The sequence below is a fragment of the Spirosoma gilvum genome (assembly GCF_054776815.1).
Genome location: NZ_BAAHBH010000004.1, coordinates 196,509 through 212,859, shown reverse-complemented (window position 1 = coordinate 212,859; position 16,351 = coordinate 196,509). Strand labels below are relative to the sequence as shown.

Genomic DNA, 16,351 nt, shown 5'->3' with positions numbered 1-16,351 from the left:
ATACGGTGGAATAAGTTGCCAATCGTACATCGTACTTTGTAAATCAGTATATGCTTACATTATTCCTGATTTTTTACCCCGTTGTAGCGGCTACGCTGATTCTGATGATTCGGGGAGAGCGGATAAAACAGGCTGCTTTAGTAGCCGCATTGGTCGAACTGGCCATTGCAGGAGCGGCTTTAGTTAGCTTTAAACCCGATGCAACCTCCCAATTCGGTTTCGACTATGCCTGGATTGGCTCGTTGGGGATTCGGTTCAGTGCGGGTATCGATGGTATCAGTGTATTGCTGGTATTGCTGACGGGCTTGCTAGTTCCATTCATTATTCTCTCGACCTTCAACAGGAGTTATAAGCAGCCTGCCACCTTTTATGCGCTGATGCTATACATGCAGGCAGCTCTGATGGGCGTGTTTACAGCGCGCGACGGCTTTTTGTTCTACCTGTTCTTTGAAGCTGCGCTGATTCCGATCTATTTCCTGGCTGCCATGTGGGGTGGGGAAAATCGAATTCCGGTGGCCTTCAAGTTTTTTGTTTACACCATCTTCGGTAGCTTGTTCATGCTGATTGCGCTGGTTTATCTCTACTACCAGACACCCGCTACGCTAACGGCTCCTCATTCGGCAGCTATTGCCGATTTCTACAAGCTTAAACTGACACCCGAAGCGCAAAACTGGCTTTTCTGGGCGTTTTTTATTGCCTTTGCCATTAAGATGCCGGTGTTCCCGTTCCATACCTGGCAACCGGATACCTACGTTGAATCGCCGACTCCGGCTACTATGCTGTTAGCTGGTATCATGCTGAAAATGGGCGTTTATGGCCTGATCCGATTTATTTTACCGATTGTTCCATTAGGGGTTGAAGTCTGGGGGAAAACGGCTATCATTCTTTCGGTCATTGGCATCATTTATGGGTCAATTATTGCCATTCGCCAGCGCGATATGAAGCGGCTGATTGCCTATTCGTCCTTTTCACACGTTGGTCTAATGGCGGCTGGCGTGTTTTCGCAAACCGAGACTGGAATGCAGGGAGCACTGGTGCAGATGCTGGCACACGGTATCAATGTGGTAGGAATGTTCTTTGTGGCCGATGTGATTTTCTCGCGCACCAACACCCGGCAGCTCGACCAACTCGGCGGTATTACGCAGTCGACACCCAAATTGACCGTCTTTTTCATGATTATGCTGCTGGGTAGCGTAGCACTACCGCTCACCAATGGGTTTGTAGGTGAGTTTCTGCTGCTGCATGGCGTCTTTACGTATAACCATTATCTAGGTCTGGCGGCTGGTTTCACTATTATTTTCGGTGCCGTGTACATGCTCCGCTTATTTCAGAAGAGTATGTTTGGCGCAACTACATCCCGTACTGATACATTTGCTGATCTGACCAGTTCCGAAAGCTGGGTGTTCATTCCGCTAGTAGTGATGGTATTCTGGATCGGAGTATACCCTAATACATTTTTGAAATTAACTGAACCGGCTGTCGCCAACCTGATGAAATACATCGGAACAACAGCGGTATCGATGAAATAATGTTTCAAGTTTCAAGTTTTAGGTTATCTACTTGTTGAGCCAAACTTGAAACAATAAACTTTGAACAGAAAGAAATGCTTCCCATCGTTTTGTTATCGGTTTTTGGTATTGGGTTGTTGTTTCTCGGCTTTATGAAGTCGAGGGCCATATTATTGCCCGCCACCTTATTGTTTTTGGTTCTTGCATTAGCCGTTAATTTCGTTGACTGGAACAAGTCATATCTGTATTTTAACGATATGCTCAAGACCAATAACCTGGCTATGGTATTTACCGCCATTATGCTGGGGTCGGCCTTTATGGTGGTGGCCTTGTCCAGTAATTTTCTGGACGATGAATCGGCACAGCCGGCTGAATATTACGCTATTATGTTGTTCTCGTTGGTAGGGGCGATCATGATGGTAAGCTTCGAGAACCTGATTATGCTTTTTGTAGGAGTCGAAATACTTTCCATCGCGATGTACATATTGACCGGGAGTGATAAGCGAAACCTGCGCTCGAACGAAGCGGCCATGAAGTATTTTCTGATGGGCTCGTTTGCAACGGGTATCATGCTGTTCGGGATGGCATTGCTGTATGGGGCTACCGGATCGTTCACCATCGCCGGGATTGCTTCGTATGCCGCACACCCACAGGTGGGGCTTTCACTGTTATTATATGTTGGGTTGCTGATGCTGCTGATTGGTCTCTTGTTCAAAGTGTCGGCCGCTCCGTTTCATTTCTGGACTCCTGATGTATATGATGGTGCTCCTACTATTTTTACCGCTTTCATGTCGACAGTTGTGAAAACGGCTGGTTTTGCGGCCCTGTTTCGGTTATTATCTATTTCGTTTGGGGGCGTGTATACCTTCTGGTGGACCATCCTGGCGATTATCACAGCCCTGACCCTGATTGCTGGTAATATTACTGCCGTCTATCAGACCAGCTTTAAGCGTATGATGGCCTATTCCAGCATTTCACATGCGGGCTATTTGCTCATTGGATTAGCTGCGTTGGGTACCAATACAAAGCAGGCTATTGTTTTTTATTCACTGGCTTACTCGGTGGCAACTATTGCTGCATTTGGCGTGTTGGTGTTGGTTGCTCAACAACGTAGTACACAGACCATTACCAGTGAAGGTGTCATTACCGAAAATTTTGATTCCTTCAACGGACTGGCTCGTCAAAATCCGCTGTTAGGAGTAGCCATGACTGTTTCGATGCTTTCTTTGGCAGGAATTCCACTAACGGCTGGTTTCTGGGGGAAATTTTATATGTTTTCAACCGCTGTTGAGCGAGGCCAAATCTGGTTGTTGGTTGTTGCCGTGTTGATGTCAGCAGTTGGGATTTACTATTATTTCCGGGTAATCATTGCCATGTATTTCCGGGATGGAGGAGCTGACCCTATTCATGTTGCTCCATTTTATCGATATGTACTGGTAGCAGCTACTGTGTTAACATTAGGATTAGGTATTGCACCCGGTTTACTGCAGGGTCTATTCTAAATTTTCGTAATTGCGATAATTTATCCGGAAATGGAAAGATTTACTTTTGATAAGCTATTGCTATTCAGCATATTGATTTGCAGTAGTGCTGATTGTGAGGATTCTCACTTTTCAACTAACTGATGACCGTAGCCTAAGTAACCTATCTTCTGAACATACACGTTTGGTTTCGAGTTTGTACTTTTGGGTTTGATTATTAATCAATACTAGCTAATTCAGTATACTTTGTCCGGTCAAATTGTGAACGTGAGCAGCATCGAACAGCCAAAACCAAGAGAATACAAGGACTTTTTTTCCTTCTTTTTGACGGCTTTGCTGGGTGCGTCGATTAACTTCATAAGCCGGATTTTCTATCGGCAATTTTTTGATTTTGATGTAAGTGTTTTCTGCGGTTATCTGACGGCTACCGTACTGACCTTTATACCGACGAAGAAGTATGCTTTTTCGGCAGGTAAAACGGGGAATACGGGACGCGAAGCCATCAAATTTTTAGCTATTGCCTTAGTGGCCCTTTTCGTGCAAGTATACGTCTCCAAATACGTATTAGAATGGGTAGCCACTCCCTTGTTACCCAACCCTGGCCAAAAAATCTGGCGCGAAACGGGTTCACACGTAGTAGGTATGGGTATGAGTTTCCTCGCAAATTATTTTGGTCATAAGCTCTTGACCTTTCGTAGTACGGGTATGTATGATAAGATTCTGGCCCGATCATCGAAAGAAAAGCAGGAACAGCTTTAACGGCTATCCCTGATTAATTCAATTTCAAATAGCACTTTTCGAGTATAAAGTCCAGATTATAACAAATTTATTGATAGGAATATTGGATTCGATATAAAAAAACTATATTTGCGCCCGGAAACCTAAAATAGCATTTCAGTCAAATGAAAAAAGTATTCGCTCTATTGTTCGTTGGTAGCATGCTGACCTTCGCTGCTTGCCAAAGCAAACCTAAGACGGAAGAAACCACCACTGATTCGACCGCTACGATGTCGACCGACACCACCACGATGGCTACGGATTCGGCTTCTACGATGGCTACGGATTCAGCTGCTGCTGACACTACGAAGAAATAAGTTTCTTCTCCACAGCATGCGAAAAAGCCTTATTTTTATAAGGCTTTTTTGTTTTTTAGACCTTGACGGACGTATTTACCACACATATTCCACCGGGAGCTGTCGACTACTGCCGCCAACTTTGGCAGTCCTACCGGTTCAGCTTCAAAGTTGTAAAACCTCGCCGAACGCGGCTGGGCGATTTTCGGGTATTACCGCAGAATCAGACGCAGATTACCGTTAATAAAAATCTGAACCCTTACGCTTTCCTGATTACGTATGTGCATGAAGCGGCCCACGCTGACGTTCATCATCAATTTAGTTCGCAGCGGAGAATCAGACGAGTAAAACCACACGGACGGGCCTGGCAAAGTGCTTTTCAGCGACTTATGCTTCCTTTACTCACCGAAGCTGTTTTTCCTCCTGTTGTTCTCGATCCATTGAAGCAATACATGACTGATCCGGGAGCTACCACGTATACGAATCAGCAGTTAATGCTAGCCTTGCGACAATTTGATGTTATGTCGGCAGAAGTGATTCCGGCGAATCGGATTTTGCTTCGGGATGTATCGGAAGGAAATTCGTTTCGATTAGCGCAAAAGACGTATGTGCGGGGTACGTTACGACGGACTCGCATCGTTTGTAAAGAAGTATCGTCGGGCAAATCATACGCCATTCTGGCGCACGCATGGGTTGAGGTGAATTGAATGAAGAATGGATAATGAACAATGTATAATGAGGAATGAAATAAGGCGACTCCCTTTTCGATGGACGTATTGGGCATCTATACTCATTCTTCATTTTACACTCTACACTATTCATTATAAAGCCTGTGCGCAATCGGTATTGCGAGAAGGGATTTGGGTAAAGATTGCCGTTTCTGAATCGGGTGTATACCGGCTAAACCAGGCTCAACTGACTAAAGTAAACCCATCCTTTGCGACAGCTGATCCACGAAAATTCCATTTGTACGGCAATGGCGGAGCTGTTTTGCCACAATCAAATGCCATTGCCCGACCCGTTGACCTCACCGAAAATGCCATTCAGGTAGTAGGAGAGAGTGATGGTCGGTTTGATGCAGAAGATGCTGTCGTATTCTTCGGACAGAGCCCACATGTAGTCCGATACGATTCAGTAGCCAGGCGATTTACCCATCAGATCAATCCCTATTCCGACACAACCTTTTACTTCCTGTCAATTGGTACTTCTTCGGGACTACGAATAGCCGAACGACCCTCGGGGGCAATAGGAGCAACGGCTACCGTGACTAGCTTCAATGATTATCAATTTCATGAGCTGGATATGGTAAAACTGCCAGCCGTTCGCTCCGGTCGTGAGTGGCTGGGCGAATACCTGACCACCGATACAACGAAGATCGTACCGTTTGAGGTACCGGGTCTTATGGCTAATACGCCAATACGGTTGACGACCTCAGTTGTGGCTGGTGCTACAGTGCCTACGCAGTTTCGGGTAAAGCTAAACGATCAACAGGTCGGTATAATGCCGGTGTCTTCGGTGTCTGGGTATGAATATGATTATCAGGGCATCGCTCGAACCGATACGTTTCTGACTAAATTAACCACAGCCGATAGTCCTCTTCGATTGGCCGTCACCTTCCGAAAAAACGGCTTATATTCAGCACAGGGCTATTTGAATTACCTGGGTCTACAAACTCAGCGTGAACTTCGGCAATTTGATCGGTCAATGTGGGTGCGTCGATCACCTGCCGGGCAGTATGGCATTAAGCAAGCGAGCAGCAGTCTGCATGTCTGGGATATTACCAATCCACTAATTCCGGTGTCGCAGGCTTACGTGCTTTCTGCTAGTCAGGAAGCTGGCTGGCTGGCATCTAAGCGAAGTGATTATTTCCTGTTTACCGATGCTCAAATCTTATCGCCCGTTTTACTGACAACGGTGGCTACTCAGGATATACATAGTCAGGAAACGCCCGACTTGCTCATTGTAACGCCAATTGCCTGGAAGGCTCAGGCTGATCGGTTGGCTCAGTTTCGTCGAGATCACGATCAACTATCGACTCTGGTTGTAACAACACAGCAGGTGTATAACGAATTTGGGTCCGGGCTGCCCGATCCTACGGCCATTCGGGATTTGGCTCGTTATTTTTACCAGAAACAATCAACGAAGCTCCGCTATTTGCTCTTATTTGGCGATGCCACTTACGATTACCGGAATATTGCCGGACAGGTTAATGCAACTCAACTGGCCAATATGGTTCCGGTTTATGAAAGTCGCGAATCACTCCATCCGGTGCTAAGTTACTCCTCCGACGATTATTTTGGCTTTATGGATGCCAATGAGGGCGATTGGCCGGAAAATGACCAGGGTGACTATCGAATGGATATTGGCGTAGGTCGCCTTCCGGTAAAATCCATAGATGAAGCTCAAACAGTTGTCGATAAACTAATTCAGTATAGTTCTAATTCATCCATAACTGGCGATTGGCAAACCCGGGTTATGCTCGTTGCCGACGATGGCGATTATAATATCCACCAGCAGGATGCCGATCAAATGGCTAAGATCATAGAGAAAACGTCACCGGCTTATCGAGCCGAACGGATTTTTCTGGACGATTATCCGCAGGAAAATACCTCAGGTGGTCAGAAAGCGCCATTGGTTAACCAAACGATTGACCAGGCCGTAACAAACGGACGATTGATCATCAACTATAGTGGTCATGGTGGTGTGGTAGGTTTGGCGGATGAGCAGGTGGTTACGCTTCAGGATATTCTGGGCTGGCGTAACAGCCGATTGCCCTTATTTGTGACGGCTACCTGTCAGTTTGGTCGGTACGATGACCCCAACGTTACCTCGGGGGCTGAGCTCACGCTGTTAAGCCGGACTGGTGGTGGTATTGGGTTATTGACGACAACCCGACCCGTATATGCCAATACGAATCTGCTCCTGAATGAAGCCTTTTATAAAGCTGTTTTCACACCGATCAATGGACAAATGCCCCGATTGGGTGATGTAATGCGGCTGACGAAAAACAACAGCCTTACCGGTCCGGTCAATCGAAATTTTGCGTTGTTGGGCGATCCGTCCATGCGACTTGCTTATCCACAGGCACAGGCCGTGCTTACGCAGGTAAATGGTAAAGTTATTTCGGCGAACCGGATCGATACACTTCATGCCTTACAGACTGTAGAACTAACGGGTCAGATTCAGCAGTCAGGCCAGCGGCTTACTGCGTTTACTGGCACCGTCCGATTGTCATTGTACGATAAGGCAACTACACACACAACCCTCGGCTCTGAAGCCGGAGCGCCTAAAATGGCCTATCAGGCATTTAGCAATCCAATTTTTACCGGGCAAGTACCTGTTCAGCAGGGACAATTTACTGCCCGCTTTACGATACCGAAAGATATTGACTATACAGTTGGCAAAGGCAAGCTCTATTTATATGCTGTACGGACGGATAGTTTGCTTGATGCTGTCGGAAGTTATGACAGTTTACGTGTAGGTGGCAGTGTTTTTGCAGATAGTATTGATACCCAGCCGCCATCTATGACACTTGCGGTGGTTGGCGGAACGCCGGAAGGCGAAACCGTGCGTATTGCTGGGCCAGATGTAACCCTGCGAATCTCACTGAGTGATAACCGAGGCATAAACATTGCCCGTTCGGGCTTGGGGCATGAGCTAACAGCACAACTGGCCACTCAGCCAGTGGTCATTTTGAATGATAATTACGTGGCTACTGGTGCTGATGGCCGACAGGGAGAAGTACTGTACACATTTCGAAATGTATCGACCGGTAAATATACAGTACGGGTCAAAGCATGGGATATTAACAATAATTCAAGTGAGGGCACGTTGACCATAGTAGTTTCTGACCGTCCTGGCTTAGCTTTGCAGGCATTTCGGGCTAGCCCGAACCCAATGTCTGAACAGACAGTGCTAAGGGCCGAACTGAATCGATCAGGCGAACCACTAAATTGGGTGTTGAGTGTATATGACCTCTCCAGCCGGTTGTTGAGCCAGCAAACAGGGCAATGTACGAACTGCGATGCTGCGGTCGATGTGGGCTCCTGGAATGGTCGAACGGATGCAGGACAGGTAATGCCAAATGGATTATATATCGTTCGGCTCGAAATTCGGTCGGCAGTCGATGCGACAACGGCCATTGGTACTAATCGAATTGTATTAACTAAATGATTTAACGCACTTAAAATCACTCGTTTTTTCTAATCCAAGGATTCATTGTAATTTTGACCGCACAGCCCTGCCGGACTCACCACAACCAGTGGCTGTCGTTGACCAACACTCTTTGTATGAAGCGCACTTTTTTCCGTGTTATACTCGGCGTCTGTAGTTTTTTTCCGCTCGTCGTATCTGCTCAAAATAATCTTAACGGCCAACCTCTTAATGTCCCTACTTCATCTGTACCCTTTCTGAACTTTACGCCCGATGCCCGTTCAGGCGCGTTAGGTGACGCAGGCGTTGCATTGGGCGACCCTGACGCTAGTTCAGTATTCTGGAATCCATCGAAGCTGGTTTTTGCTAAGGAGAGTAAGGGTTTAGCACTTTCCTATACGCCATGGTTGCGAAACCTGATTGGCGATATGTATTATACCTACTTGAGTGGCTACTCGAAAGTGGGTAAGAATACGGCTATATCGGGCTCATTGCTATACTTCGACCTCGGAACGGTTGATTTTACAACCGCCAACGGTGTGGCCGCCGGTACCTTTAATTCGCGGGAGTATGCCGTTACTGCTTCGGTTTCGCAGCGGCTATCCGAAACGTTTTCATTGGCTGCTAGTGTCAAATATTTGAATTCTAACCTGGCTGCCGGAAGTAGCAATCCTGGATTGAAACCCGGTTCTACAGCCGCTGCTGAAATCAGTGCTTACTATCATGATGAAGCGCGGGATAATGCAACCGGTAAAGGTATAGGCTGGGCCTTTGGCGGTATGATTTCAAACCTGGGTGGCCGACTTAATTATGGCGGTACGCAGAGCTATTTTATTCCAACCAATCTTCGGCTAGGAACCTGTGTGACCATTTTTGCCGACCAGTATAACAAATTCAACTTTGTTCTGGATGCCAACAAGCTGATGGTGCCTACCCCAAATTATCAGAATATTGGTGGTACGATGGTTAACGTGAATGCCAACAAAAATTATTTCGATTCTATTTTTGGGTCATTTGCCGATGCACCAGGTGGGTTCAGTGAAGAGTTAAAAGAAATTACCTTGTCGACAGGGGTAGAATATTGGTACAACGATCAGTTTGCCGCCCGAGTTGGTTACTTCAACGAATCAAATGAAAAAGGTGGTCGTAAATACGTTACCACCGGTATCGGCCTTCGGTTACAGCAACGCTTTGGTGTCGACTTCTCCTACCTGATTCCCGTGAAACAAGGCAGCCCACTTGCCGATACATTCCGTATCTCGCTGGTATTCAACTTTGCAAAAGGTAGTGGTATTGGTGGAGATGACGAAGCTTTAAACGACGAAAATTAAAGAGTGAAAAAGCGAAAGAGTGAAAGAGTGATTTGGCTGGATGGCTTTCACTCTTTCACTCTTTCGCTTTTTTACTCCGCTCCGGCGGCCCGGTTTCCTGTTATATGACTCTCGATAGAACTAAATCACCTGCCTTTCAGGCTATTAATGAAGTAAATTTACCGTCGGTTCAATCACATCGTCTGGATAATGGCATTCCGCTCCATGTTATTGCGGTAGCTCAGCAACCCGTACTTCGATTGGAATGCGTGTTTGATGCTGGTACCTGGTACGAGCAGGTTCCGGGTAGTGCCTTTTTTACCATTAAGATGTTGGCGGAAGGCACTGTGTCGCGCTCATCGGCCCAAATCAGTGAATACATTGATCGGTACGGCGCTTTTCTGGAGCTAAACAGTGGGCCAGATCGGGCTAGCATTGTTGTATACTGCCTGACAAAGTTTCTTCCGAACGTATTGCCCGTATTGAGTGAGATGCTCAGTGAGCCAACCTTTCCACAAAAAGAACTGGACGACTTACGCAACATTACCCTGCAAAATCTGCGGGTCAATTATGAAAAAAATGCGTATCTGGCTGGAGTCCTGTTTCGCGAAAAGATGTTTGGAGCCGATCATCCGTATGGACGTAGTCAGCGACCTGCCGCCATTGAGCAGTTAAATCGTCAACATGTCGTAGACTTCTATGAGCAAGTAATTCGTAGTCGGCCATTCCAGATTATATTGGCTGGACAAGCTACAGAAAACGAAGTGCTACTAATAAATCGGGTATTGGGCCAGTCAGTCATTCGAACGGATAGTTTGCCCGCTTTTTCAGATAAGCCATTAGAGGCAACAGAACAGGTTGTGCTCGCTGAAAAACCTGATAGTATTCAGTCGTCCATTCGCGTAGGGCGTCGATTGTTTACGAGGTCGCACCCCGATTTTTTCCGAATGCTCGTCACAAATGAAGTGTTGGGTGGATATTTTGGCTCAAGGCTGATGAAGAATATCCGGGAAGAAAAAGGCTTTACGTATGGTATCTCATCCAATATGCCGTCGTTCCGGCACGATGGATATTTTATGATTGGTACGGATGTTAATAAGGAAAATACACAACAGACCTTAGATGAGATCCAGAAAGAAATTTATACGTTGCAGACCAAACCGGTTTCGGACGAGGAACTCGAAATTGTAAAAAATTATATGGCGGGCGAATTCGTCGGCTCACTCAATACACCCTTCGAGATTGCCGACCGCTATAAGATTATTTTACTGGATGGAATAGCTGTTGATTTCCTGACAACCTATATTCAGAAAATTCGTGCTGTTACTCCTGAGGAAATTATGGAAACTGCAAATCAATATTTAAAAGTAAATAGCCTGAAAGAGATAGTTGTTGGTGGCAAATAGCACGGCTTTATAACCAAATGGCCAAATGAACCTAGTTTGCCAGCGAAAAAGATTGGCCATTTAGTAACAATCCCTTAATTTTGGGGTTACATTATTTTTACAGAACCTGCTGTTTTTAGCGGACAGTTTCTTTATCCAATAAGTACGTACTTTATTTGAATTGATGAACGTTCTGTTAATTTGCATCACCACAGTAATCGCTTACTTGTTAGGTTCAATCCCAACCGCAGTCTGGTACGGTCAGGGATTTTTTGGAATTGATATTCGAAAGTTCGGAAGTGGTAATGCTGGTGCGACAAATACCTTTCGCGTATTAGGAAAACGTGCAGGAACCATCGTTATGCTGGTGGATGTCCTGAAAGGGTACACAGCCGCCATTTTGTCCACTCTACTTTGGTACGCAGATGTCATTACGGAAACCGAAATTCTGACGTTCAAAATTGTTTTTGGCCTGGTTGCTGTGATTGGGCATCTTTATCCCGTTTTTGCCAATTTTAAAGGGGGAAAAGGAGTGGCTACGCTGTTGGGTATGATGCTGGCCACACACCCCGAAATGGCACTGGTGTGCATCGGAATTTTCCTGTTGGTAGTGATTGCCTCTCAGTACGTATCACTTGGCTCCATCATGGCAGCGTTGGCTTTTCCGGTACTGCTGTTACTCCAGATTTTTGGCCAGAAAGAGAACCCACTCCTGATTGTGTTCGGCTTTGTGATTTTTCTGCTGGTTGTGTTTACCCATCAAAAAAACATTGGACGCTTATTGCGCGGTGAAGAAAATCGGACCGTTCTGATTCGTTTTCGCAAAAAACACTAAGAACTTTTCTATACACTCAGTTTAGCCCCGGCGTTGCGCGAAAAGTCCGTAACTTCGGGGCAAACTTTTTGGATGTATGATATATGATATAGGAAGTTTGATGTATTAATGGCTAAGCTATATCATACATCATACATCATACATCCATTATGAATACCTATCTCGAAGCCAACAAACAGCGGTTCCTGGACGAATTGTTCGATTTACTCCGTATTCCCTCGGTTTCAGCCGATTCGGCTTTCAAAGCTGATGTTCGTAGAGCGGCTGAATTTGTGAAAGATAAATTAACCGCTGCCGGACTCGATAAGGCTACGTTGTATGAAACGCCAGGCCATCCGATTGTATATGCCGAAAAAATAGTTGATCCAGCTAAGCCAACTGTGTTGGTATATGGCCATTACGACGTACAGCCTGCCGATCCTTATGAACTTTGGCTATCTCCTCCGTTTGAGCCGACAATCCGTAACGAGCGGATTTATGCACGGGGTGCCTGCGATGATAAGGGTCAGTTTTACATGCATATTAAAGCCATCGAAGCTATGGTAGCAACTGATGGTTTGCCCTGCAACGTAAAGGTGATGATTGAAGGCGAAGAGGAAGTAGGCTCCGACCATCTGGGCATGTTTGTGACTGACAATAAAGACCTGCTCAAAGCCGACGTCATTCTGATTTCGGATACCAGTATTATTTCGAACGAGACACCTTCGGTGGAGATCGGCTTACGCGGTTTATCCTACGTAGAGGTTCAGGTTACGGGCGCCAATCGCGACCTGCACTCAGGTGTATATGGGGGCGCTGTGGCCAATCCCATCAATGTACTGGCCAACATGATTGCGTCGCTGCATGATGAAAATGGCCGGATCACGATTCCCGGTTTCTACGATAAGGTGGAGGACCTGAGCGATGACGAACGCGCTGAATTGGCCAAAGCCCCATTCGATCTGGAGGAGTATAAGCGTGATCTGGGCATTAATGATGTAATGGGAGAAACAGGCTACTCGACGAACGAACGGACGTCGATTCGCCCTACGCTGGATGCAAACGGTATCTGGGGGGGCTATATTGGTGAAGGAGCGAAAACGGTGCTTCCTTCCAAAGCCTCAGCCAAGATCAGTATGCGTTTGGTTCCCAATCAAACGCCTGATGAAATTACAGACTTGTTTACAAAGCATTTTCTGTCAATAGCTCCTCCGGGCGTGACCGTTACGGTAACTCCTCATCACGGTGGTATGCCCTACGTTACCCCTGTGGATTCCGTCGAGTTTGAGGCTGCCAGCAAGGCTTTTGAAGATGCCTGGGGTAAAAAGCCAATTCCAACGCGGGGCGGAGGTAGTATTCCCATCACGGCTTTGTTTGAACAGGAGCTAGGCATCAAGTCTATTCTAATGGGCTTCGGTCTGGATGCCGATGCCCTACACTCGCCTAATGAAAGTTACGGCCTGTTCAATTTTTACAAAGGCATCGAAACAATTCCCTATTTCTACAAGAATTACGCAGCCCTTAAGCAGTAATCGTTTGTACATCGCAAAACCATTCAAGACTAACCCTGCCTTGTCCTGTATGAAAAAAACGCTGTTGGCTCTTTTAGTAAGTTTTATTGCCATCAATTGGGCTTCGGCTCAGCAAGCCCCCGCGTCGCAGCCGACTCGTGTACTAACTCCTGCCGAACAAAAGCAGAAAGAAAAAATAGAGCGCGAAATTCAGCGGGAACGGCAGATTCGGGCAGAGTGGTTACAGAAACAGCGTGAGTACGAAGCCAAACAGGCCGAGAAAGAACGGCAGAAACAGGCCAAAAAAGCCGCTAAAGAGAATCCATCGCAGGAAACAGTCAAAACGGCTCCAACTGTTGTAACACCACCGGCTGCTACATCGGTTGCTCCGCCTGCTGTTAGCCAGCCTGTTGAAACGGCTCCTACAGTGGCTGAACCTTCACAAAAAGAGTTACGGGAAAAACGTAAACAGGAAGAACGGGAAGCCAAAGCGGCTAAAGCTGCCCAGGATAAAGCCGACCGGGAAGCAAAAGCTGCAAGAGCGGCTCAGGAAAAAGCTGATCGAGAAGCTAAAGCGGCTCAGGAAAAAATTGAGCGTGAGGCTAAAAAAGCTGCTGATGTATCGAGTCCAGTCACCCCTCGCTCCTTTTCAACATCTAGCCCGGTAACTACCCCTGCTGCTGAACCGACAACAGTTCCTCAGCCCGAAAAGGCTCAGCGGGTAAGGCGTGAACGGAAAACGGTTACGGCTAAGCCTGACTCAATAGCTGCGGCACCGGCCAGTTCTACTGAGCCCTCCGTCGTTCGGGCTACTAAGGAGTTTTTGCCCAAAGGTCATTTGTTTGAGCCAATTTTGTTGGACCCCCTGGAAGCCCAAACGTACGGTAGCGTTTTCCCGGCTTACTGGACCGAAGGTGAAAAGTATAAAGGAAGTATCGTACCATTTGCGTTTGGTTTTGCCAAGCCCTTCTACCGGCATACAAGCGCACCCGATCGGGCCGAAGAGTGGGTACTGGACCTGGCGTCGTTTACCCAGTTCGAAGCCTTTCATGATCCAATTGCCAACAAAGCGCGTCGGCGGATCATGAACACGGATTACAAAATCAGCATCATTTATAATATTCGACGGGCCGAAAACAATTATCGAATTCGGGTGTATCACCTTTCTTCACATTTGGGCGACGATTATATCTTTCGGAATCAAATAACGGCCCCATCACCCAACGCCGTGAATTACGAATTGCTGGATTTCACCTATAGCCGCACAGTAAACAATTGGCGATTGTATGGTGGTGCTGGTATTGTGCTTCGTAAAACCGAAGAACGGAAGCCATTGAGTGCGCAGTTTGGGGCATTCTACAAAAAGCCTTCGACGCATGCAGCGCGATTAGTGGGTGGTGTAGATGTGAAATTCTGGCAGCAGACGAACTTCCGGCCGGGGATACATGGAGGCATTGGTATCGAACTGGGCCGTACACAAAACAATTTAACGTTCCTTCTGGAAGGCTATTCCGGGTTCCGACCCTATAGCCAGTATGAAGATCAGCAAACAGCCTGGATTGGCCTCGGACTATACCTGAACCCGTTTTGATATAAGATGTATAATGTATGGTATATGATGTAAAACAAACCAGCTAGCATCATACACTATACATTATGCATCATACATTATACATCCGTTTATGAGTTTATCTGCATTAATAGCCATTTCGCCGGTCGATGGTCGGTATCGGTCTCAGGTTGAGGCACTGGCACCCTACTTTTCAGAATTTGGCCTGATTCATTACCGGGTACGGATCGAGATCGAATATTTTATTGCGCTGTGTGAGTGGCCAATTCCGCAATTGTCGGGCGTGGAACCTGCTCAGTTTCCAGTTTTACGGGCCTTGTATGAGAACTTCTCGGAGGCCGACGCCCTGCAGATTAAGGAAATTGAAAAAACGACCAATCACGACGTAAAGGCTGTTGAATATTTTATCAAAGAGAAACTGAAAGATTCGCCAGTAGAGCCGTATCTGGAGTTTGTCCACTTCGGATTAACCTCGCAGGATATAAACAATACGGCTATTCCGCTGTCGTTGAGTGAAGCGTGTGAAACCGAAGTAAAACCGCTCTATCAACAGATTTTCGTCCGGTTGCAGGAGTTAGCTGAGCAATGGAAAGACGTTCCTATGCTGGCCCGTACCCACGGACAACCGGCGTCGCCAACCCGGCTTGGTAAGGAGATACAAGTCTTTATTGAACGCATTGAAAAACAGCTCCATTTATTATCCGACATTCCTGTGGCGGCCAAATTTGGTGGAGCAACGGGCAATTTCAACGCTCATTTTGTCGCTTATCCAAATGAAGACTGGAAGAAATTTGGCGATAAGTTTGTAGAAAGTCTGGGTATGGTGCGTAGCCAGTTTACAACTCAGATTGAGCATTACGACATGCTGGCGGCTACACTTGACGGGTACAAGCGCCTGAATACGATCCTGATCGATCTGGACCGCGACATCTGGACGTATGTGTCCATGAATTACTTCAAACAGAAATTGAAGGCAGGCGAAGTTGGTTCATCGGCTATGCCCCATAAGGTAAATCCGATTGATTTTGAAAACTCAGAAGGTAATCTGGGCATTGCCAATGCGTTGTTTGAGCATCTGTCGGCCAAATTGCCCATTTCCCGACTTCAACGCGACCTGACCGACTCGACGGTTTTGCGGAGTATCGGCGTTCCGTTTGCGCATTCGGTAATTGCCCTGAAATCCTTGCTGAAAGGCTTGAATAAGCTTGAATTAAATCAGGCTGCCATTCATGCTGATCTGGAAGATAACTGGGCCGTTGTGGCAGAGGGCATCCAAACCATTCTTCGACGCGAAGGCTATCCGCAACCGTACGAAGCCTTGAAAGCGCTAACGCGTACAAACGAGAAAATTACGGAGCAGACAATTCAGCAGTTTATTGACGAGTTGAATGTATCTGATGCCATCAAAGCTGAATTACGTGCCATTACACCCTTTAGTTATACAGGGCTGTAACGCGGACATCTTGTCCGCAGTGTGGGCAAAAATCTCATATTTCACGTTATCATATAACTGCGGACAAGATGCGGAAGCGTCCGTCCGACCGCGT

The 16,351-nt window shown here is 46.7% G+C and carries 12 protein-coding genes; all 12 read left to right on the top strand.

What is annotated here, in order from left to right; all coding sequences use genetic code 11:
• The first annotated feature begins 50 nt into the window (after nt 1-50).
• The 12 genes from ACYVFD_RS12315 to purB all read left to right on the top strand — a co-directional run bounded on the left by ACYVFD_RS12315 (nt 51) and on the right by purB (nt 16,257).
• Nucleotides 51-1,529 carry a complex I subunit 4 family protein gene (locus ACYVFD_RS12315; RefSeq protein ID WP_461090376.1) on the top strand — a complete coding sequence of 493 codons (1,479 nt, stop codon included), beginning with the start codon at nt 51-53 and terminating at the stop codon, nt 1,527-1,529.
• A gap of 74 nt (nt 1,530-1,603) precedes the next feature.
• The gene (locus tag ACYVFD_RS12310; protein WP_461090374.1) at nt 1,604-3,010 is read left to right on the top strand and encodes an NADH-quinone oxidoreductase subunit N; all 1,407 of its coding nucleotides are present in this window, start codon (nt 1,604-1,606) and stop codon (nt 3,008-3,010) included.
• A 225-nt stretch (nt 3,011-3,235) separates the two neighbouring features.
• On the top strand, nt 3,236-3,748 hold the full coding sequence (locus tag ACYVFD_RS12305; RefSeq protein WP_461090372.1) for a GtrA family protein: 513 nt from the start codon (nt 3,236-3,238) through the stop codon (nt 3,746-3,748).
• A gap of 143 nt (nt 3,749-3,891) precedes the next feature.
• A complete protein-coding gene (locus ACYVFD_RS12300; RefSeq protein WP_020597416.1) occupies nt 3,892-4,083 on the top strand; it encodes a hypothetical protein in 192 nt (63 codons plus the stop codon).
• A gap of 62 nt (nt 4,084-4,145) precedes the next feature.
• The gene (locus ACYVFD_RS12295; RefSeq protein ID WP_461090370.1) at nt 4,146-4,769 is read left to right on the top strand and encodes a sprT domain-containing protein; all 624 of its coding nucleotides are present in this window, start codon (nt 4,146-4,148) and stop codon (nt 4,767-4,769) included.
• Between the two features lie 28 nt (nt 4,770-4,797).
• Nucleotides 4,798-8,235, top strand: coding sequence for a type IX secretion system sortase PorU (gene porU, locus ACYVFD_RS12290; protein ID WP_461090369.1), 3,438 nt, complete (start codon nt 4,798-4,800; stop codon nt 8,233-8,235).
• Between the two features lie 116 nt (nt 8,236-8,351).
• Entirely contained in the window at nt 8,352-9,545 is a 1,194-nt protein-coding gene (gene porV / locus ACYVFD_RS12285; RefSeq protein WP_461090368.1) for a type IX secretion system outer membrane channel protein PorV, read from the top strand.
• A gap of 104 nt (nt 9,546-9,649) precedes the next feature.
• A complete protein-coding gene (locus tag ACYVFD_RS12280; RefSeq protein ID WP_461090367.1) occupies nt 9,650-10,930 on the top strand; it encodes a M16 family metallopeptidase in 1,281 nt (426 codons plus the stop codon).
• Nucleotides 10,931-11,093: 163 nt separating this feature from the next.
• On the top strand, nt 11,094-11,744 hold the full coding sequence (gene plsY / locus ACYVFD_RS12275) for a glycerol-3-phosphate 1-O-acyltransferase PlsY (RefSeq protein ID WP_461090366.1): 651 nt from the start codon (nt 11,094-11,096) through the stop codon (nt 11,742-11,744).
• A gap of 149 nt (nt 11,745-11,893) precedes the next feature.
• Nucleotides 11,894-13,255, top strand: coding sequence for a dipeptidase (locus tag ACYVFD_RS12270; protein WP_461090365.1), 1,362 nt, complete (start codon nt 11,894-11,896; stop codon nt 13,253-13,255).
• Nucleotides 13,256-13,304: 49 nt separating this feature from the next.
• Entirely contained in the window at nt 13,305-14,825 is a 1,521-nt protein-coding gene (locus ACYVFD_RS12265) for a DUF1207 domain-containing protein (protein ID WP_461090364.1), read from the top strand.
• Nucleotides 14,826-14,916: 91 nt separating this feature from the next.
• A complete protein-coding gene (gene purB / locus ACYVFD_RS12260) occupies nt 14,917-16,257 on the top strand; it encodes an adenylosuccinate lyase (RefSeq protein WP_461090362.1) in 1,341 nt (446 codons plus the stop codon).
• The last annotated feature ends 94 nt before the right edge of the window (nt 16,258-16,351 follow it).